Origin of the sequence: Microbacterium sp. 3J1, assembly GCF_001049495.1 — a bacterium.
Classification (GTDB): domain Bacteria; phylum Actinomycetota; class Actinomycetes; order Actinomycetales; family Microbacteriaceae; genus Microbacterium.
The window spans coordinates 282598-301622 of record NZ_CDWI01000014.1 but is presented as its reverse complement, the minus strand read 5'-3'; the positions used below and the strand labels follow the sequence as shown (position 1 = coordinate 301622).

18 protein-coding genes are annotated in these 19025 nt (G+C 68.3%); 11 read left to right on the top strand and 7 right to left on the bottom strand.

Translation table 11 applies throughout. The features are described 5' to 3' along the window. Positions 1–79 precede the first annotated feature (79 nt). The 6 genes from BN2660_RS15870 to BN2660_RS15845 form a co-directional block, all read right to left on the bottom strand. Positions 80–583 (bottom strand): GNAT family N-acetyltransferase, encoded by a 504-nt coding sequence (locus tag BN2660_RS15870; RefSeq protein ID WP_091234555.1) that lies wholly within the window; start codon positions 581–583, stop codon positions 80–82. Next, complete coding sequence (locus BN2660_RS15865; RefSeq protein WP_091234552.1) at positions 580–990, bottom strand: RidA family protein; 411 nt, start codon at positions 988–990, stop codon at positions 580–582. Before BN2660_RS15865 ends, BN2660_RS15870 begins: the two co-directional genes overlap by 4 nt. 76 nt (positions 991–1066) lie before the next feature. Continuing rightward, on the bottom strand, positions 1067–2881 hold the full coding sequence (locus tag BN2660_RS15860; RefSeq protein WP_091234549.1) for a cytochrome bc1 complex cytochrome b subunit: 1815 nt from the start codon (positions 2879–2881) through the stop codon (positions 1067–1069). Further along, positions 2878–3954 (bottom strand): cytochrome bc1 complex Rieske iron-sulfur subunit, encoded by a 1077-nt coding sequence (locus BN2660_RS15855; protein WP_091234546.1) that lies wholly within the window; start codon positions 3952–3954, stop codon positions 2878–2880. The genes BN2660_RS15860 and BN2660_RS15855 overlap by 4 nt, the downstream gene beginning before the upstream one ends. A 36-nt stretch (positions 3955–3990) precedes the next feature. Beyond that, a complete protein-coding gene (locus BN2660_RS15850; RefSeq protein ID WP_091234543.1) occupies positions 3991–4794 on the bottom strand; it encodes a cytochrome bc1 complex diheme cytochrome c subunit in 804 nt (267 codons plus the stop codon). Positions 4795–4814: 20 nt separating this feature from the next. Continuing rightward, positions 4815–5468: an aa3-type cytochrome oxidase subunit III gene (locus BN2660_RS15845; protein ID WP_091234540.1), complete on the bottom strand. Its 654-nt coding sequence runs from the start codon at positions 5466–5468 to the stop codon at positions 4815–4817. Positions 5469–5660: 192 nt separating this feature from the next. Here BN2660_RS15845 and trpD point away from each other — a divergent pair, with 192 nt between their 5' ends. Then, positions 5661–6725, top strand: coding sequence for an anthranilate phosphoribosyltransferase (gene trpD, locus BN2660_RS15840; RefSeq protein WP_091234537.1), 1065 nt, complete (start codon positions 5661–5663; stop codon positions 6723–6725). Positions 6726–6733: 8 nt separating this feature from the next. Then, positions 6734–7720 carry a PHP domain-containing protein gene (locus BN2660_RS15835; protein WP_091234534.1) on the top strand — a complete coding sequence of 329 codons (987 nt, stop codon included), beginning with the start codon at positions 6734–6736 and terminating at the stop codon, positions 7718–7720. A gap of 10 nt (positions 7721–7730) precedes the next feature. Here BN2660_RS15835 and BN2660_RS15830 read toward each other — a convergent pair whose 3' ends face one another. After that, complete coding sequence (locus BN2660_RS15830; RefSeq protein ID WP_091234531.1) at positions 7731–8666, bottom strand: 5'-3' exonuclease; 936 nt, start codon at positions 8664–8666, stop codon at positions 7731–7733. Positions 8667–8875: 209 nt separating this feature from the next. Between BN2660_RS15830 and rpsA the strand changes: the two genes are divergently transcribed. From rpsA to BN2660_RS15785, 9 genes are all read left to right on the top strand, one after another. After that, the gene (rpsA, locus tag BN2660_RS15825) at positions 8876–10330 is read left to right on the top strand and encodes a 30S ribosomal protein S1 (RefSeq protein WP_091234527.1); all 1455 of its coding nucleotides are present in this window, start codon (positions 8876–8878) and stop codon (positions 10328–10330) included. 132 nt (positions 10331–10462) lie between these two features. Then, entirely contained in the window at positions 10463–11317 is an 855-nt protein-coding gene (locus BN2660_RS15820; RefSeq protein WP_091234523.1) for an ABC transporter ATP-binding protein, read from the top strand. After that, a complete protein-coding gene (locus tag BN2660_RS15815; protein WP_091234518.1) occupies positions 11314–12360 on the top strand; it encodes an aliphatic sulfonate ABC transporter substrate-binding protein in 1047 nt (348 codons plus the stop codon). The genes BN2660_RS15820 and BN2660_RS15815 overlap by 4 nt, the downstream gene beginning before the upstream one ends. Next, positions 12357–13217, top strand: a complete 861-nt coding sequence (locus BN2660_RS15810; RefSeq protein ID WP_091234515.1) for an ABC transporter permease — start codon at positions 12357–12359, stop codon at positions 13215–13217. The genes BN2660_RS15815 and BN2660_RS15810 overlap by 4 nt, the downstream gene beginning before the upstream one ends. After that, on the top strand, positions 13208–15220 hold the full coding sequence (acs, locus tag BN2660_RS15805) for an acetate--CoA ligase (protein WP_091234512.1): 2013 nt from the start codon (positions 13208–13210) through the stop codon (positions 15218–15220). Before BN2660_RS15810 ends, acs begins: the two co-directional genes overlap by 10 nt. After that, positions 15217–16521, top strand: a complete 1305-nt coding sequence (locus BN2660_RS15800; RefSeq protein ID WP_091234510.1) for an O-acetylhomoserine aminocarboxypropyltransferase/cysteine synthase family protein — start codon at positions 15217–15219, stop codon at positions 16519–16521. Before acs ends, BN2660_RS15800 begins: the two co-directional genes overlap by 4 nt. After that, positions 16518–17102 (top strand): CoA-binding protein, encoded by a 585-nt coding sequence (locus BN2660_RS15795; protein ID WP_255305220.1) that lies wholly within the window; start codon positions 16518–16520, stop codon positions 17100–17102. Before BN2660_RS15800 ends, BN2660_RS15795 begins: the two co-directional genes overlap by 4 nt. Positions 17103–17133: 31 nt before the next feature. After that, positions 17134–17733 (top strand): dephospho-CoA kinase, encoded by a 600-nt coding sequence (gene coaE / locus BN2660_RS15790; protein WP_091234507.1) that lies wholly within the window; start codon positions 17134–17136, stop codon positions 17731–17733. Further along, a complete protein-coding gene (locus BN2660_RS15785) occupies positions 17730–18941 on the top strand; it encodes an MFS transporter (RefSeq protein ID WP_091234504.1) in 1212 nt (403 codons plus the stop codon). The genes coaE and BN2660_RS15785 overlap by 4 nt, the downstream gene beginning before the upstream one ends. The last annotated feature ends 84 nt before the right edge of the window (positions 18942–19025 follow it).

Genomic DNA, 19025 nt, shown 5'->3' with positions numbered 1-19025 from the left:
AGCGGCAGAGAGGCTGCGCGCATCGCATACGGACTCGGGGGAGCAGGTTTCCGCCATTCTCTCGAACGGTAGCGGCGCCTCAGAGCTCGATCGTCATCTGCACCCGTCGACCGTACCGGTCGATGCCGATCGCCGCCTCGGTGTCCACGAGACGGAGTTGGAATGCCGTCTCCGGGATGCTCTCGAGAAAGCCGCAGGAGGCGTAGAAGGGCGCGTTCCAGGGAACGTCGGCGTAGGTGCGCAGGGTGACGCGGGTGTAGCCGCGAGCGCGCGCCTCGTCGAGCGCTGCGGTCACGAGCAGCCGTCCGAACCCCCGACGCCCGACAGCAGGCCGCACGGACAGCTGCTCGAGGTGGGCGTGACCGTCCGCATCCAGGACGTGCACGAATCCCGCGGGGGAGTCGTCACTCGGATCCTCCAGCAGCAGCACGAATCCCGGGCCGCCGATCCGCTCGACGGCGTCACCGGCGGGGGGCCACTCGGATGCGCCGAAGCTGTCTGTGAGCAGTACGTCCGCATCACGTTCGATCGACGCGACGTGCTCCGCATCGGATGCCGAGGCTGGCCTGATCGTCACGCTCATCGGGCATCTTCCGAGATGGCCGCGACCGCTTCGATCTCGACCAGCTGATCCTCATAGCCGAGCACGGTGACGCCGAGCAGCGTGCTGGGGACGTCGTGCGATCCGAATGCCTCGTGGACCACATCCCAGGCGGTCACGAGGTCGGCCTGCGAGGACGACGCGACGAGCACTCGTGTGCTGATGACATCGGTCAGGTCGGCTCCGCTGGCCCGAAGTGCTGTCCGGAGCGTGCGAATGCAGTGCGCGGCCTGGGCAGCGTAGTCCCCGGGAGCGGTCGTGCGTCCGTCCTCGTCGAGCGGGCACGCGCCAGCGAGGAAGATCAGACGTGAGCCCGCCGGAGCCGTAGCTGCGTGGGCGTAGGGAGCGGGGGCGAGCGCCGGCGTGCGGATGAGGCGGACGGAGGTCATTCCCCGATCCTTGCACGCCCACGTGAAAGGGCCCTGTCCGAAAAACGGACAGGGCCCTTCAGGGAGTCGGCCTGGATCAGGCGTCGTCTTCCGACTTCTTGTTGCGAGGCCGCTTCACCGGCTCGGTCGAGATGACCGTGCTGGGAGTGTTGGGCGTCTCGTCCACGTGCGTCTCGTCGGCCGTCAGAGGAGCGTCAGGGAACCCGGCGCGCTCGTGTGCACCCTGGATCTCGGCGAGCTCGATCTCCTCGTCCTGTGCGAGCACGTGGTGCTGGTGCGCATCGGCAGCCGCGACCTCGGCCTGCGTGAGCGGAGCGAGACGATCCTCGTAGAACCAGCGGGAGACCGAGGATCGCAGGTTCTGCGTCCAGGAGATCCGTCCCTTGGCGTTCGGTCGCACGACGAGGGGCTCGTAGCCGTCGTGATCGATGAGCTTCCACCGGTCGTACTTGTCGACCGGCTGGTGCACCTCGATGAACTCGCCTCCGGGAAGGCGGACGATGCGACCCGACTCGAAACCGTGCAGGACGATCTCGCGGTCCTTCTTCTGCAGAGCGAGCGCGATGCGCTTGGTGACGAAGTAGCCGAGCACCGGGCCGATGAAGAGCAGAGCCTGGAGGGTGTGGATCACGCCCTCCATCGTGAGCATGAAGTGCGTCGCGATGAGGTCAGACGAGGCAGCAGCCCACAGGACCGCGTAGAAGATGACGCCGGCAGCGCCGATCGCCGTGCGCGTCGCGGCGTTGCGCGGGCGCTGAGCGATGTGGTGCTCGCGCTTGTCACCGGTGATCCACGCCTCGAGGAAGGGATAGATCGCGACCACGACGATGAACAGACCGAGCACGACGAGAGGCAGCAGGATGCCGAACGACCACGTGCGGTCGAGGAACACGATGTCGAGGTTCGACGGTGCGAGTCGCAGCGCCCCGTCCGCGAAGCCGATGTACCAGTCGGGCTGGGTACCGGCGGACACGGGGGAGGGGTCGTAGGGACCGTAGTTCCAGATCGGGTTGATCTGGAAGAACGTCGCGATCAGCACGATCACGCCGAACACGATGAACAGGTAGCCGCCCATCTTCGACATGTAGACCGGCATCATCGGGTAGCCCACGACGTTCTCGTTCGTTCGGCCCGGGCCGGCGAACTGCGTGTGCTTGTTGACGATCATGAGCATCAGGTGCACGACGATGAGGCCGATGACCAGCAGCGGCAGCAGCAGGATGTGCAGCGTGTACAGGCGACCGACGATCGCTGTGCCGGGGAACTCCCCGCCGAACAGCATGAAGGAGGTCCAGGTTCCGATCAGGGGGATTCCCTTGATCATGCCGTCGATGATGCGCAGGCCGTTGCCCGACAGGAGGTCGTCGGGGAGCGAGTAGCCGGTGAAGCCCTCGGCCATCGCGAGGATGAACAGTACGAAGCCGATCACCCAGTTCAGCTCACGCGGCTTGCGGAAGGCACCGGTGAAGAAGACGCGCAGCATGTGCACGCCGATGCCGGCGATGAAGACCAGCGCGGCCCAGTGGTGGATCTGGCGAACCAGGAGTCCGCCACGGAGATCGAACGAGATGTTCAGCGACGACTCGAGGGCGGCCGACATCGCGATGCCGCGCATCGGGGCATAGGCACCCGTGTAGTGCGTCTCGACCATGGAGGCCTCGAAGAAGAACGTCAGGAAGGTTCCGGAGAGGAACACGACCACGAAGCTCCACAGCGCGATCTCACCCAGCATGAACGACCAGTGGTCGGGGAAGATCTTGCGGCCGAGCTCCTTGACGAAGCCGGAGAGGCTGGTGCGCTCATCGATGTAGTTCGACGCGGCGCCGACGAAGCGGCCGCCGAGAGGCGCCTTGGTGTCCTTGTCCTCTTTGGACAGCGTTGCGGTGCTCAATGGCGCTCCCAGAAGCTCGGGCCGACGGGCTCGGTGAAGTCACTGCGTGCGACGAGGTAGCCCTCGTCGTCGACGGTGATGGGCAGCTGAGGCAGCGGTCGCGCAGCCGGGCCGAAGATGACCTTGGCGTGATCCGTCACATCGAACTGCGACTGGTGGCAGGGGCAGAGGAGGTGGTGCGTCTGCTGCTCGTACAGGGCCACGGGGCAGCCGACGTGCGTGCAGACCTTCGAGTACGCGACGATGCCGTCGTACGACCAGTCCTTGCGGTCCTCAGCCTCGACGAGCTGCTCGGGACGCAGGCGCATCATCAGGACGATGGCCTTGGCCTTCTCCTCGAGGTAGCCGTCGTGGTGGCTGAGCTCCGCGAGCTCCTCCGGGATGACGTGGAAGGCGGAGCCGAGGGTGACGTCCGCAGCGCGGATCGGCGTCCCGTCGGGGTCGCGGACGAGGCGAGCGCCCTTCTCCCACATCGTGTGCTTGAGCAGAACCACCGGGTCGCCCGCCGTGGGGTCGTCCGGGGTGCTGTGCGGCGCGAGGCCGCGGAACAGCGTGACACCCGGGATGATCGAGGCGACGATCGCTGCGAACAGCGAGTTGCGGATCATCGTACGGCGCCCGAATCCGGACTCCTCATTGGCGGCGGAGAAAGCGTTGACCGCCGCCTCGCGGGTCGAGTCCTTGCCACGGGTGGGGTGGCGGTACTCGATGTGCTCCTTGTCGCTCATCAGAGCCTTGGACCAGTGGATCGCACCGATGCCGATGGCGAGCAGCGCGAGCGAGATGCCCAGACCGATGAAGAGGTTGTTCTGGCGGATGTCGATGAGAGCGCCGCTCTCGATCGGGAAGAGCATGTAGGCGGCGACCGCCCAGATGCTACCGGCCAGCGAGAGGTAGAACAGGGTGTAGACCGTGCGCTCCGCAGCCTTCTCGGCACGCGGGTCCTTGTCGGTCATCCGCTCGCGGTGCGGCGGCAGCCCGGGGTTCTGCACGGGATCGCTGACTGCGACACCCAGCCCCGGAGAGGGCTGGTAGGCCCTGTCAAGAGCCTGCGAGTCGTCGTCGTGTGCCATGGTGCTCCTCGTACGTTCCTCTTCGATGATTAAGCGTCAGTTGGACTTCGCCGTGATCCACACGGTGATCGCGACAAGCGCGCCGATTCCGAAGATCCAGGCGAACAGGCCCTCGGAGACCGGACCGAGCGAACCGAGCGAGAACCCGCCGACCTGCACGGACTGCTGCTGGAAGAGCAGCGCCGAGATGATGTCGCGCTTGTCCTCGTCCGACAGGTTCATGTCGCCGAAGACGGGCATGTTCTGGGGGCCGGTGACCATGGCTGCATAGATGTGCAGAGCGCTCGTCTCCGTGATGGCGGGGGCGTACTTGCCCTCCGTGAGCGCTCCACCGGCGGCGGCCACGTTGTGGCACATCGCGCAGTTGACGCGGAAGAGCTCGGCGCCGTGTGCCACGTCGCCCTCGCCGTCGAGGATCTCGTCAGCGGGGAAGGTGGGGCCGGGGGCCTCGGACTGCACGTAGGAGGCCATCGCGAGGATCTGCTCCTCGGTGAACTGCGGCTCCTTCTGGGGGGCCTGCGGCCCCTGCATCTGCAGCGGCATGCGGCCGGTCGAGACCTGGAACTCGACCGCGAGCTCGCCCACGCCGTAGAGGCTGGGGCCGTTGGGGGTGCCCTGCAGGTCGAGGCCATGGCAGGTGGCGCAGTTGGCCGTGAACAGCTTCTCGCCGTCCTCGACCGTGAGCGTCGTCTCCGCAGCCGTCGGGGTGTCGGTCGCCGCGAACGCCGCGGACGCGCCGGCGTACACGGCGCCGGTGATCATGAGGCCTGCTCCGATGAGTGCCGCCGCGGCCAGTGGGCTGCGTCGGCCGTTCGAACGGCGCTTCTTCTCTCGTGCCATCTCGGGGATCAGCTCCGCTCTTATTTCAGGAAGTAGATAACGACGAACAGCACGATCCAGACGACGTCGACGAAGTGCCAGTAATAGGACACCACGATCGAGGAGGTCGCCTCCTTGTGCCGGAAATTCTTGACGGCGTATGCGCGTCCGATCACCAGCAGGAACGCGATGAGACCGCCGGTGACGTGCAGCGCGTGGAAGCCGGTGGTGATGTAGAACGCCGAGGCGTACGAGTCGGCGCTGATCGGCATGCCCTCAGCGACGAGCTGCGCATACTCCCAGACCTGGCCGGAGACGAAGATGGCACCGAGCGCGAAGGTCAGGAAGAACCACTCGACCATGCCCCAGCCGAAGAGGCGACGACGACCGGCGCCGTTCTTCTGCCCCTTGGCGATGCGGTACGGCTGCAGGTCCTCTGCGGCGAACACGCCCATCTGGCAGGTGAACGACGAGAGCACGAGGATCGCGGTGTTGACGAACGCGAACGGTACGTTCAGCAGTTCGGTGCGGTCGGCCCAGAGCTCGGGGGAGGTGCTGCGGAGCGTGAAGTAGATCGCGAAGAGTCCCGCGAAGAACATCACCTCGCTGCCGAGCCACACAATGGTGCCGACAGCTACCGGATTGGGGCGCTTGATCGTTCTTGCCGCCGGGGCATACGTCGCTGAGGTCGTCACCCCTCCATTATGGCCGATCCGCGGGCATGATTCTCGCACCGCGGGCCGTCGATTCGACGTGCAGCGACTTAGGGGACCCTAAGAAAACACTGCGAATCCTCGGTGAATCCGCGGGAAACAGGGGATGCCGCCCAGCCGGTCTCGCGCGCGCAACGATCTGCACGTTTTCTCGACGCCGATAGGATCGCACACATGGCTGATTCCCTGACCTGGTCCGATCTGCTCACCACACTTCTGGAGCGTCGCGATCTCAGCGTCTGGGAATCGACCTGGGCCATGCGGCAGATCATGCGCGGCGACGTCACCGAGGCCCAGCTCGCCGGATTCCTGGTGGCGCTGCGCGCCAAGGGAGAGACGATCGACGAGATCGTGGGATTCCGCGACGCAATCCTCGAGGCCGCCGTGCCGCTGCCGGTGTCGCCCAACGTGCTCGACATCGTCGGCACCGGAGGAGACCGGGTCGGCACGGTCAACGTCTCGACCACCGCGGCCGTCATCATCGGGGCCACCGGCATCCCGGTGGTCAAGCACGGCAACCGCGCGGCGAGCTCGTCGTCCGGGTCGTCCGATGTGCTCAGTGCCCTGGGCCTGGAGCTGACCCTGGACCCGGCATCCGTCTCCTCCATCCTCGACCGCACGGGGATCACGTTCGCCTGGGCCGGAGCGTTCCACCCCGGCTTCAAGCACGCGGGAGCCGTGCGCGCGCAGCTCGGGGTCCCCACCGTCTTCAACATGCTCGGCCCGCTCTGCAATCCGGCCCGCGCAGAGGCCAACGCGGTCGGCGTCGCGCAGATGGAACGCGTCCCCCTCATCACGGGCGTGTTCCGAACTCGGGGTGCGACCGCTCTCGTCTTCCGCGGCGACGACGGTCTCGACGAGCTCACGACCACGGGCCACAGCAGGATCTGGGAGGTCACACGCGGGGACATCCACGAGCACGACCTCGATCCGCGCGATCTCGGGATCCCGATCGCCGACCTGGCCGACCTCATCGGCGGGTCTCCGGAGCACAACGCCGACATACTCCGGCGCACCCTCGCCGGAGAGACCGGCGCGGTGCGTGACATCGTCCTGCTCAACGCGGCCGCCGGCATCGTGGCGTTCGAGCTGTCGCAGGATGCGACTCAGGTGCAGCGCCCGATCCTCGAGCGGCTGCGCGAAGGATATGAGCGAGCCTCGGCCGCGGTCGACGACGGTCGCGCGGCGGCGAAGCTCGACGAGTGGATCGGCGTCAGCCGCGAGCTGGCCACCGCATAGGAGGAGCCATGGACGCCGTCGCCGCACTGCTCGAGATCGCCTCGCTCCTCGAGCGTGAACGCGCGTCGCGCTACCGGGCGAAGGCGTTCCGTCAGGCCGCGGCGACTCTGCAGCAGCTGCCCGACGACGTACGGGACGACCCGACGCGGCTGCGCGCCGCGAAGGGGATCGGGGAATCCACCTTCGCCGTGATCCGGCAGGCGCAGGCAGGGGAGACGCCCGACTACCTCGTCGAACTGCGCGGCGAGGTGGAGCCGGAGATCGTCTCCGCCCTCCGCGGCAAGCTGCGCGGCGATCTGCACGCCCACACCGACTGGTCGGACGGAACCACGCCGATCCCGGTGATGGCAGCCGCGGCGCGCGCGCTCGGTCACGAGTACCAGGCGATCACCGATCACTCCCCGCGGCTGCGCGTGGCCCGCGGTCTGTCGGCCGAGCGCCTCCGCGAGCAGATGCCCCTCGTCAGGGCGGAGTCGGGAGACGGTCTCACGCTGCTCGCCGGGATCGAGGTCGACATCCTCGAGGACGGCGCCCTCGACCAGGACGATTCCCTCCTCGGGGAGCTGGACATCGTCGTGGCCTCCGTGCACTCCAAGCTCCGCATGGACTCCCGTCCGATGACGGCCCGGATGATCGCCGCGGTCTCGCACCCGCGCGTCAACGTCCTGGGGCACTGCACAGGGCGGCTCGTCCAGGGGGAACGCGGCACCCGCCCGGAATCGCAGTTCGACGCCGCAGCCGTGTTCGCCGCGTGTGCCGAGAACGGGGTCGCCGTCGAAATCAACTCGCGCCCGGAGCGGCAGGACCCGCCTGACGACCTGATCGAGATCGCTCTCGCCGCGGGATGCCTCTTCTCCATCGACTCGGATGCGCACGCGCCGGGGCAGCTGTCGCTGCTGGATCACGGCGCCGAGCGCGCCGAGCGTCTCGGGGTTCCCGCTTCCCGCATCGTCACGACGTGGGGACTCGAGCGGCTGCTGGCCTGGACGAGCTGAGCCCTTCCTCTCAGTCTCCGGTCGTCGCGACGGCAGCGATGGCTCGCGTCATGGACGTGCCCAGGTTCCACTCGTCCGCGACGGCCGTCGCCGCATCGACCTCCGCCGGGTCGAGGGGGCGGAGCGGCTCGGTCGGAGCGGTGATGTCGAGGTCGGTGGCCACGGCGACGACCTTCGGGGCGACATCGAGATAGGCGTCGGCCGCGAGGACCTTGGCCCGGACCCCCGCACTCATGCCCTCGCCGGCTACGGCCGCCGCGCGGATGCCGACCAGATCGCCATGCTCCTTGAGCAGTGTCGCCGCCGTCTTCTCGCCGACACCGGCCACGCCGGGAAGGCCATCCGAGGCGTCGCCTCGCATCGTCGCGAAATCGGCGTACTGGCCGGGCAGGACTCCGTACTTGGCCACGACCACGGCATCCGTCACGATCTCGAGATTGCTCATGCCACGCGCGGTGTAGACCACTCGCACCTGTCGGGCGTCGTCCACGAGCTGGAACAGGTCGCGGTCGCCCGTGACGATGTCGACGGGCATCGTGGCGTGCGTGGCGAGGGTTCCGATCACGTCATCGGCCTCATGCTCGGCGACGCCGATGATCGGGATGCCGAGGAGTCCGAGCGTCTGACGGATGAGGGGGATCTGAGCCTCCAGTGGATCCGGGACCTCCTCGACGTCCGGCCCGGCCGGCACGACCTCGACCACCCGGTGCGCCTTGTAGCTGGGGATGAGGTCGACGCGCCACTGCGGTCGCCAGTCGTCGTCCCAGCATGCGATCACGTGGGTGGGCTCGTACAGTGTCACGAGCTTGGCGACGATGTCGAGCAGGCCGCGCACCGCGTTGATGGGGGAGCCGTCCGGCGCCGTCACCTTGTCGGGGACCCCGTAGAAAGCGCGGAAGTAGAGGCTGGCGGTGTCGAGCAGGAGCAGCTTGTCGGCGCGAGGCATGACGACAGTCTGTCAGCGCGGAGCGCCGGGGTCAGCATTCTGCTCTGACGCACGACTCCGGGATCTGATAGCCTTAACCGTCACTCGTGGCGTGCACATGCATGCCCTCGTGTCAGCACTCCACAATCCAATCGCTGAGAAGCATGCATCCGGCCGCGCGCGGCCCGTGCCTCCAGCCCGAGTTCCATTCAACAAGGACAACCCACTACATGACTACCGCAACGACCGCCCCGGCCACCAAGCAGGTCGCCATCAACGACATCGGATCTGCTGAGGACTTCCTGGCCGCGGTCGAGAAGACCCTGAAGTTCTTCAACGACGGCGACATCATCGAGGGCACGATCGTCAAGATCGACCGCGACGAGGTCCTGCTCGATGTCGGATACAAGACCGAGGGTGTCATCCCCTCGCGCGAGCTCTCCATCAAGCACGACGTCGACCCCAACGAGGTCGTCAAGGTCGGCGACGAGGTCGAGGCACTCGTTCTCCAGAAGGAGGACAAGGAAGGCCGTCTGATCCTCTCCAAGAAGCGCGCGCAGTACGAGCGTGCCTGGGGAGACGTCGAGAAGATCAAGGAGAACGACGGCGTCGTCACCGGCACTGTCATCGAGGTCGTCAAGGGTGGCCTCATCGTCGACATCGGCCTCCGTGGCTTCCTGCCGGCCTCGCTCATCGAGCTTCGCCGCGTCCGGGACCTCACGCCGTACCTCGGCCAGGAGATCGAGGCCAAGATCCTCGAGCTCGACAAGAACCGCAACAACGTGGTCCTGTCGCGCCGCGCCCTGCTCGAGCAGACGCAGTCCGAGTCGCGCACGACGTTCCTCAACAACCTGCACAAGGGTCAGGTTCGCAAGGGTGTCGTCTCGTCGATCGTCAACTTCGGTGCGTTCGTCGACCTGGGCGGCGTGGACGGCCTCGTGCACGTCTCCGAGCTGTCCTGGAAGCACATCGAGCACGCCTCCGAGGTCGTCGAGGTGGGCCAGGAGGTCACCGTCGAGATCCTCGAGGTCGACCTCGACCGCGAGCGCGTCTCCCTGTCGCTGAAGGCGACGCAGGAGGACCCGTGGCAGGTCTTCGCCCGCACCCACGCGATCGGTCAGGTCACGCCGGGTAAGGTCACCAAGCTCGTCCCGTTCGGTGCGTTCGTGCGCGTCGCAGACGGCATCGAGGGCCTCGTCCACATCTCCGAGCTCTCCAGCAAGCACGTCGAGCTGGCCGAGCAGGTCGTCTCCGTCGGCGAAGAGGTGTTCGTCAAGGTCATCGACATCGACCTCGAGCGTCGCCGCATCTCGCTGTCGCTCAAGCAGGCCAACGAGTCGGTCGACCCCAACGGCACCGAGTTCGACCCGGCCCTCTACGGCATGGTCGCGGAGTACGACGAGAACGGCGAGTACAAGTACCCGGAGGGCTTCGACGCCGAGACCGGTGCGTGGAAGGAAGGCTTCGACGCCCAGCGCGAGGCATGGGAGCAGGAGTACGCTGCAGCCCAGGCTCGCTGGGAGGCGCACAAGGCTCAGGTCACCAAGGCGGCCGAGGCCGAGGCTGCGGCCGGCGAGGACTTCGGCGGTCAGACCTTCTCCAGCGAGGTCGCAGGCGCCGGCACGCTGGCGGACGACGAGGCTCTCGCGGCTCTGCGCGAGAAGCTCTCTGGCGGCAACTCCTAAGCATCACTGCCTGAACGGGCCGTCACCTCTTCGGAGGTGGCGGCCCGTTCCGCATATCCAGCCGGCGCGTTCCGTGTCCGTACGTTACGAGGCGGCTGGTCACGTCCGCCCTGTCTCGGACACCATGAGGGCATGACCTCCCTCCTCAACGCGCCCGCTCCGTCGCGCGCACGGGAGAGCGCCGGCACCGCACAGGCCGTGCGACTCGAGTCTGTCGAGCGCTCGTTCCCGCTGCCACGAGGCACCCGGCCCGTGCTCCGCGACATCGAGGTGGAGATCGCCGCCGGGGAGATCGTCGCCATCGTCGGCCCTTCCGGCTGCGGCAAGTCGACGCTGCTTCGGCTGATCGGCGGGCTGGACACGCCGACGCGCGGCAGCATCCGTCTCGATGAGACCGCCGTCGCGGATGTCGACGAGCGCACCGCCGTCGCCTTCCAGGAGCCCCGGCTGCTGCCCTGGCGCACCCTCGCGCAGAACGTCGCGCTCGGACTGCCTCGGGGGACGCCACGCAGGGAAGGGCGAGCCAGGGTCGAGGAGCTCCTGCACCTGGTGGGACTCGACCACGCCGCAGATCAGCGGCCCCGCGAGGTCTCCGGCGGCATGGCTCAGCGGGCGTCGCTCGCGCGCGCGCTCGCCCGGAACCCCGGGGTACTGCTCCTCGATGAGCCCTTCGGCGCGCTCGACGCCCTGACTCGCCTTCGGATGCACGATCTGCTCCTGAAGATCCATGCGGCCGAGCCGACCACCGTCCTGCTCGTCACGCATGACGTCGAGGAGGCGCTCTACCTCGCCGACCGCGTGCTGCTCCTGCGCACGCTCGGCGACGGCTCCGGAGCGGATGCCGCATCCATCGCGCAGACCATCGCCGTTCCCGGCAGCCGCCCCCGCGATCGAGCCGATCGCGGCCTCGCAGACCTCCGCGCCGAGCTTCTCGAGGGACTCGGCGTCGACACCCACCACCGCGTACCCACCGAGGAGAACCGATGAGCACCATCACCCGCCGAATCATCCCCGCGATCGCCCTCGCCGGGTCGATGATGCTCCTGGCGACCGGCTGCGTCGCGGGGGAGAACGCCTCCGCCTCCGATTCGACGCCGGACGACTCCGCCGCAGCGGACGGGTGGTCGTCGGACACGCTGTCGATCGACTTCGCCACCTACAATCCCCTGAGCCTCGTGATCCGCGACCAGGGCATCCTGGAGGAGATCCTGGGCGACGACGTCGCCGTGGAGTGGGTGCAGTCCGCGGGGTCGAACAAGGCGAACGAGCTGCTGCGATCGGGGTCCATCGACGTCGGCTCGACGGCGGGCTCGGCGGCGCTGCTGGCCCGCTCGAACGGGTCGCCGATCCAGGTGATCGACATCTACTCCCAGCCGGAGTGGTCGGCCATCGTCGTCGGGCCAGACAGCGACATCACCTCTGTCGAGGACCTCGCGGGCAAGTCGGTCGCCGCGACCAAGGGCACCGATCCGTACTTCTTCCTGCTCCAGTCCCTCGAAGAGGCCGGGCTCTCGGTCGATGACGTCGAGGTGCAGAACCTCCAGCACGCCGACGGTCGGGCCGCTCTGGACGGTGGCTCCGTCGACGCCTGGGCCGGCCTCGACCCCATCATGGCCGCGGCCGAGGTCGAATCCGGCGACCAGCTCATCTACCGCAACGTCGACTTCAACACCTATGGCTTCCTGAACGCCACCGAGGACTTCATCGAGAACCACCCCGACCTCGCCCAGGCCGTCGTCGATGCCTACGAGCAGGCTCGCGAGTGGGCGCTGGAGAACCCGGAGGAGACCGCCGCGCTGCTCGCCGAGGTCGCCGGCATCGACATCGAGGTCGCGACGACCGTCATCGAGGAGCGTTCCAACCTCGACGTGAGCGGTGTGCCCGGTGATGATCAGATCGCCGTGCTCGAGAAGATCGCGCCCGTTCTCGTCGAGTCCGGCGACGTGCAGGGCGGTGCGGATGCGGTCGACGAGGCGCTGTCATCGATCGTGAACGACACCTTCGCGAAGAAGGCGGTCAGCGGCGAGTGACGGACATCGATCAGCGCGACGTCGTACCCGCGGACAGTCAGGACGCGGTCGACTTCGCCAAGGGCGTGCGTCGGCATCCGGCGAGCGTCGCCCGGCGTGCGTGGGATCGTCCGGTCGTGCGGGTCCTGGGTGGCTTCCTGCTCCCCGCGATCATCCTGATCGCCTGGCAGGTCGTCACGACGACCGGAGCAGTCCCGCCCTATCGGCTTCCGGCTCCCGCCACCGTCATCACTGCCGGGGTCGAACTGGCGGAGCGCGGCGAACTCTGGACGCACATCGCGATCTCCGTGCAGCGCGTGCTGCTCGGCTTCGCGATCGGGTCGGTGATCGGGCTCGCCGCGGCCGGCATCGTCGGACTCTCCCGCATCGGCGACGTCCTGCTCAGCCCCACGCTCGCCGCCGTGCGCGCCGTGCCGTCGCTGGCGTGGGTGCCGCTGCTCATCCTCTGGATGCAGATCGGCGAAGAATCCAAAGTGACGCTCATCGCCATCGGAGCGTTCTTCCCGGTGTACACCACCGTCGCATCCGCCCTGCGGCACGTCGACCCTCAGCTCGTCGAGGCAGGGCGGTCGTTCAGCCTGCGCGGCTGGTCGCTCTTCCGCACCGTCCAGCTGCCGGCCGTCGTGCCCTCCGTGGTCGCGGGACTCCGCCTCGCACTCGCGCAGGCATGGCTGTTCCTCGTGGCGGCGGAGCTGATCGCGTCGTCCATGGGACTCGGGTTCCTCCTCACGGACTCGCAGAACAGCGGACGCGTCGACCGGATCCTCCTCTCGATCGTGCTGCTCGCCGTGCTCGGAACCATCACGAACGGCGTCCTCGCCCTGATCGAGAAGCATCTGCTCCGGCGGTGGGCGTGACCGCCGTGGAGGCTCGACTGCAGGAGACCCGCAGCTACCCTGCGTCCGCCGGGCACGCTGCTCGGGCGAATGTCAGCGCAGAGGCCTACGGTCGTGGCTCGGCGGACCCGGTGTCGTTCTGGGAGGACGCGGCTCGGCGGCTCGACTGGGCGGAGCCCTGGCACACGGCCCATGAGTGGGATCCACCCGTGGACGGGGCGGTGCCCGCGGCCCGCTGGTTCGTCGGAGGCCGGCTCAACGTGGCGTACAACTGCGTGGACCGGCATGTCGCGGCCGGCCGCGGCGACAAGGTGGCCCTGCACTTCGAGGGCGAGCCCGGCGATCGGGTCACGGTCACGTACGCCGATCTGCAGCGCCGTGTCGCGCGTGCCGCGAACGCACTGATCGAGCTCGGCATCGAGCCGGGCGACCGAGTCGTCATCTACCTGCCCGTGCTCGTGGAGACCGTGGTCATCACCCTGGCGTGCGCCCGCATCGGCGCCGTCCACTCGCTCGTGTTCGGCGGGTTCTCCGCGGAGGCGGTGCGGTTCCGTCTGACGGACACCGGAGCGAAGCTGCTCGTGACGAGCGACGGGCAGTTCCGCCGCGGGACCGCGACCGAGGTGAAGACGACAGCCGACGTCGCGGCCGCGGATCTGCCCCACCTCGAGCACGTCCTCGTCTTGCGGCGCACCGGGCAGGACGTGCCATGGACCGAGGGGCGGGACGTCTGGTGGCACGAGGCCGTCGACCGCGCCTCGTCGCAGCACGTCGCGGAGGCGTTCGACGCGGAGCATCCGCTGTTCATCATCTACACCTCGGGGACGACGGGGAGGCCGAAGGGCCTCGTCCACACCTCCGGTGGCTACCTCACCCATGCGAGCTGGGCGCACTGGGCGCACTTCGACGCCAAGCCGGACGACGTGCACTGGTGCACCGCCGACCTGGCATGGGTCACGGCGCACACGTATGAGATCTATGGGCCGCTGTCGAACGGGCTCACTCAGGTCATCTACGAGGGGACGCCCGACACCCCGAACCGCGAGCGGCACCTCGAGATCATCGAGCGCTACGGCGTCACGGTCTACTACACCGCGCCGACGTTGATCCGCACCTTCATGACGTGGTTCGGTGCAGACCTGCCCGCCGGTCACGACCTCACGACGCTGCGGCTGCTCGGCACCGTCGGAGAGGCGATCAACCCGGAGGCGTGGGTGTGGTTCCGGCGCAACTTCGGTCGTGACGAGCTGCCCGTGATCGACACCTGGTGGCAGTCCGAGACCGGCGCCGCGATGATCGCGCCGCTTCCCGGAGTGACGACGCTCAAGCCGGGTTCCGCGTCCGTCCCGCTGCCGGGGATCGACGCCGCCGTGGTGGACGAGAACGGCGACGAGGTCGTACCCGGACGCTCGGGCACGCTGGTCGTCCGCCGCCCGTGGCCGGGCATGGCGCGCACTGTCTGGGGCGACCCGCAGCGGTACCGCGACGCGTACTGGTCCGCATACGCGGGCAAGGGTGACACGGGCGGCTACTACGTCGCGGGTGACGGCGCGACGCGTGACCACGACGGATTCATCTGGATCCTCGGCCGACTCGACGACGTGGTCAACGTGTCGGGGCATCGCCTCTCGACGATCGAGATCGAGTCTGCCCTCGTCGCGCACGACACCGTCGGCGAGGCGGGGACGGCAGGGGTCGCCGACGCCGTCACCGGGCAGGCGGTCGTCGCATTCGTGACGCCCTCGGGTCGTGCCGACGTGTCGACGGCGGCGCTGCGCGGCCAGGTCGCGCATGCGATCGGTCCGGTGGCGAAACCGAAGCACATCGTGGTCGTCCCCGATCTGCCGAAGACACGGTCGGGCAAGATCATGCGCAGGCTGCTCGCGCAGCTGTGGGAGGCCGAGCAGGACCGTCGGGCGGGTCGCGCCGCCGCACCGCTCGGCGACACGACGTCGTTGCAGAACCCCTGGGCCGTGGAGGACATCGCCGCCGTGCTCGAGAAGGCAGAACTGAGGACATCATGACGGAAGAACATCGCTTCGGATTCAGGACGCGAGCCCTGCACGCGGGCGGCACGCCCGATGCATCCACGGGCGCTCGTGCGGTCCCGATCTACCAGACGACGTCGTTCGTGTTCGACGACGCGGCGGACGCGGGCAACCTGTTCGCCCTGCAGAAGTACGGCAACATCTACTCGCGCATCGGCAACCCCACGGTCGCCGCGCTGGAGGAGCGGCTCGCCTCGCTCGAGGGCGGGATCGGAGCGGTTGCGACGGCATCCGGCATGAGCGCCGAGTTCATCACGTTCGCGGCGCTCGTCGGTGCCGGAGACCACGTGGTCGCCGCCGCACAGCTGTACGGCGGTACGGTCACCCAGCTCGACGTCACGCTGCGGCGCTTCGGTGTGGAGACGACGTTCGTCGCCTCCACGGATCCTGCGGACTACGCCGCCGCGATACGCCCGGAGACCAAGGTCGTCTACGTAGAGATGATCGGCAACCCGTCGGGGGAGATCGCCGACATCGAGGGACTCGCAGAGGTCGCGCACGCGGCCGGCGTTCCGCTCGTCGTGGACGCGACGCTGGCCACGCCGTACCTCGCGCGGCCCCTCGAACACGGTGCCGACATCGTGATCCACTCGGTCACGAAGTTCCTCGGCGGCCACGGCACCACACTCGGCGGCGTCGTGATCGAGAAGGGCACCTTCGACTGGGGCAACGGGCGGTTCCCGCAGATGACCGAGCCCGTCGAGTCCTACGGCGGGATCCGGTGGTGGGACAACTTCGGCGAGTACGGGTTCCTCACGAAGCTGCGCACCGAGCAGCTGCGCGATATCGGCCCCGCGCTGAGTCCGCAATCCGCGTTCAACCTGCTCCAGGGAGTGGAGACCCTCCCGCAGCGCATCGACGCGCACGTGGCTAACGCCCGGATCGTCGCCGACTGGCTCGCCTCGGACCCTCGCGTGGAGTACGTCACCTGGGCAGGCCTCGAGGGGCATCCGCATCATGAGCGCGCAGCGAAGTACCTGCCGCTCGGACCCGGATCGGTGTTCGCGTTCGGTGTGCGTTCCGACGACGGTCGCGTGGCGGGGGAGAAGCTGATCGAGAGCCTCCAGCTCGCCTCGCATCTGGCCAATATCGGGGACGCGCGCACGCTCGTCATCCATCCGGCATCCACCACTCATCGGCAGCTGACCGAGGCGCAGCTCGCCGCAGCCGGCGTGCGCCCTGACCTCATCCGCATCTCGGTCGGTCTCGAAGACGCCGAGGACATCATCTGGGACCTCGACCAGGCTCTCACCACGGCGACGGGACACGACCGATGAGCTCGACGAACTCCGCCTCGGCAGACGCCTGCGCACTGCCTCCGGTCGCGGATGCTGCGGCATGCGCCCTGCCAGGGACCACCGGTCGTGAACCGGAGCGGAGCTGGACCGGGCCGGGGCCGCAGCAGCGGTTCGAGGTTCTCCGCCGCGCCAGGTCGATCGCGATCGTCGGCGCATCCAACAATCCGTCGCGCGCCTCGTACTTCGTGGCGACCTACCTGCTGTCGAGCACCGGATACGAGGTCTACCTCGTCAACCCGCGCGAGACCGAGATCCTCGGCCAACCGGTCTACGCCTCGCTCGCCGACCTTCCGGTGGCGCCCGACATCGTCGACGTCTTCCGCCGCCACGACGACCTGCCCGGTGTCGCCCAGGAGGCGATCGAGGCCGGCGCGCAGACTCTGTGGCTGCAGCTGGGGTCGTGGAACGAGGATGCGGCGGCCATCGCGGAGTCCGCAGGCCTCGCCGTCGTGATGGACCGCTGCATCAAGATCGAGCATGCGCGATTCCACGGCGGGCTCCACCTCGCCGGATTCGACACGGGGGTCATCAGCTCGCGACGGCAGCTTCTCGCGCGCTGAGCCCGCGACCGCCGAACCCTAGACTGACGTCATGCCTCTCATCGCGCTCACCGGCGGCATCGCATCAGGGAAATCCACGATCGCCCGGCGTCTCGCCGACCACGGTGCCGTGATCGTCGACGCGGATCAGATCGTCCGCGATGTTCAGGCGCCCGGAACCCCGGTGCTGGAGAAGATCGCGCAGACCTTCGGATCGGAGGTCGTCTCGGACGACGGGTCCCTTGACCGAGCGGCGCTCGGAGCTCGGGTGTTCGGAGACCAGGATCTCCTGTCGCGCTTGAACGCGATCGTCCACCCGGCCGTGCGCGAGGAGTCGCAGCGTCGGTTCTCCGAGGCGTCGGCCGCCGACCCGCACGCCGTCGTTGTCTACGACGTGCCGCTGCTCGTGGAGGCCAGAGTCGACGACCCGTGGGATCTCATCGTCGTGGCGCATGCACCCGCCGCTGAGCGCAGGCGCCGACTCGTCGAGCTCCGCGGGATGACGGAGGAGGCCGCGCAGGCGCGCATCGACGCCCAGGTCCCCGACGATCGTCGTCTCGCGATCGCCGACGAGGTGGTCGACACCTCCGGATCGCTCGACGAGACCGTCGCTCAGACGGATGCCCTCTGGGAGCGGATCCGCGCGCGGTGACGTTCACCGGACACTCGCCGGGGATGCCGACGTATCGGCGTCTGATCGTCGGGTTGTTCTTCGCCGGGATCGCGACGTTCGCGCAGCTCTACTCGCCGCAGGCCGTGCTGCCGCAGCTGTCGGACGGTCTCGGCATCTCCCCGGCGACGGCTGCGCTCAGCGTGTCGGCCGCGACGCTGGGACTCGCTGCGGCCGTCATCCCGTGGTCGCTCGTGGCGGACCGTGTCGGGCGGGTGCCGGCCATGGCGCTCGGGATACTCACCGCGACGGCATTCGGTCTCATGGCTCCCCTCAGCGCCGGAATGGAGATGCTGCTCGCGCTCCGACTGCTCGAGGGGGTGGCGCTGGGTGCCGTGCCGGCCGTCGCACTCGCCTACCTCAGCGAGGAGGTGAGCGCGAGGAGTGCGGCTGCAGCGGCGGGCAGCTACATCGCCGGGACGACGGTCGGCGGGCTTCTCGGCCGCATCGTGTCGGGGATCGTCGGCGAACTCGGAGGATGGCGGCTCGGCATGGGGACGGTGGCCGGCATGTGCGCCCTCGCCGCAGTGCTCTTCCTGTGGCTCGTGCCGCGTGCACAGGGATTCATCCCCATGCGAGAGGCGGGGCCCACCGGGGTCGGAGCCCGCCTTCTCGCGCCTCTCCGATCGAGCGCGCAGCGGGCTCTCTACGCGCAGGGATTCCTCCTCATGGGCGCATTCGTCGCGGTGTACAACTACCTCGGCTTCCATCTGTCGATGCCTCCTTTCGATCTGCCGGCGTGGCTGGTCACGCTCCTCTTCCTCGCCTACCTCGCCGGGACGCTCTCCTCGCCCTGGGCAGGGTCCCTCGCGTCGCGCATCGGGCGGTACCCGGTGCTGCTCGGATCCATCGTCGTGATGGTGACCGGAGCGGCGGCGATGCTCACGCCGATCACCGTCGTCGTTCTCGCCGGTCTCCTGCTTTTCACTGCCGGGTTCTTCGGTGCGCACGCCGTGGCGTCGGGTTGGGTCCCGATCGAGAGCGCGCGGGAGGGGAGGGCCCAGGCCTCTTCCCTGTACTACTTCGGGTACTACGCCGGCTCGAGCCTCTTCGGGTGGCTGCTGGGGATCGTCTTCGGCGTCGGAGACTGGCAGTGGTTCGTGGCCGCGATCGTCGCGCTGTGTGCGACGGCCGCCGCTGTTGCTCTCGTCTCGCTGCGGAACGCCGGGGGCGCGACGCCGCTCACCTGACACGGGTCCGTCGGTGGCCGATCATATCCCGACCAGTGGGCAGCTCTGACGGACACCGCCCCCGATGTCCGTGGCCCGGCATAC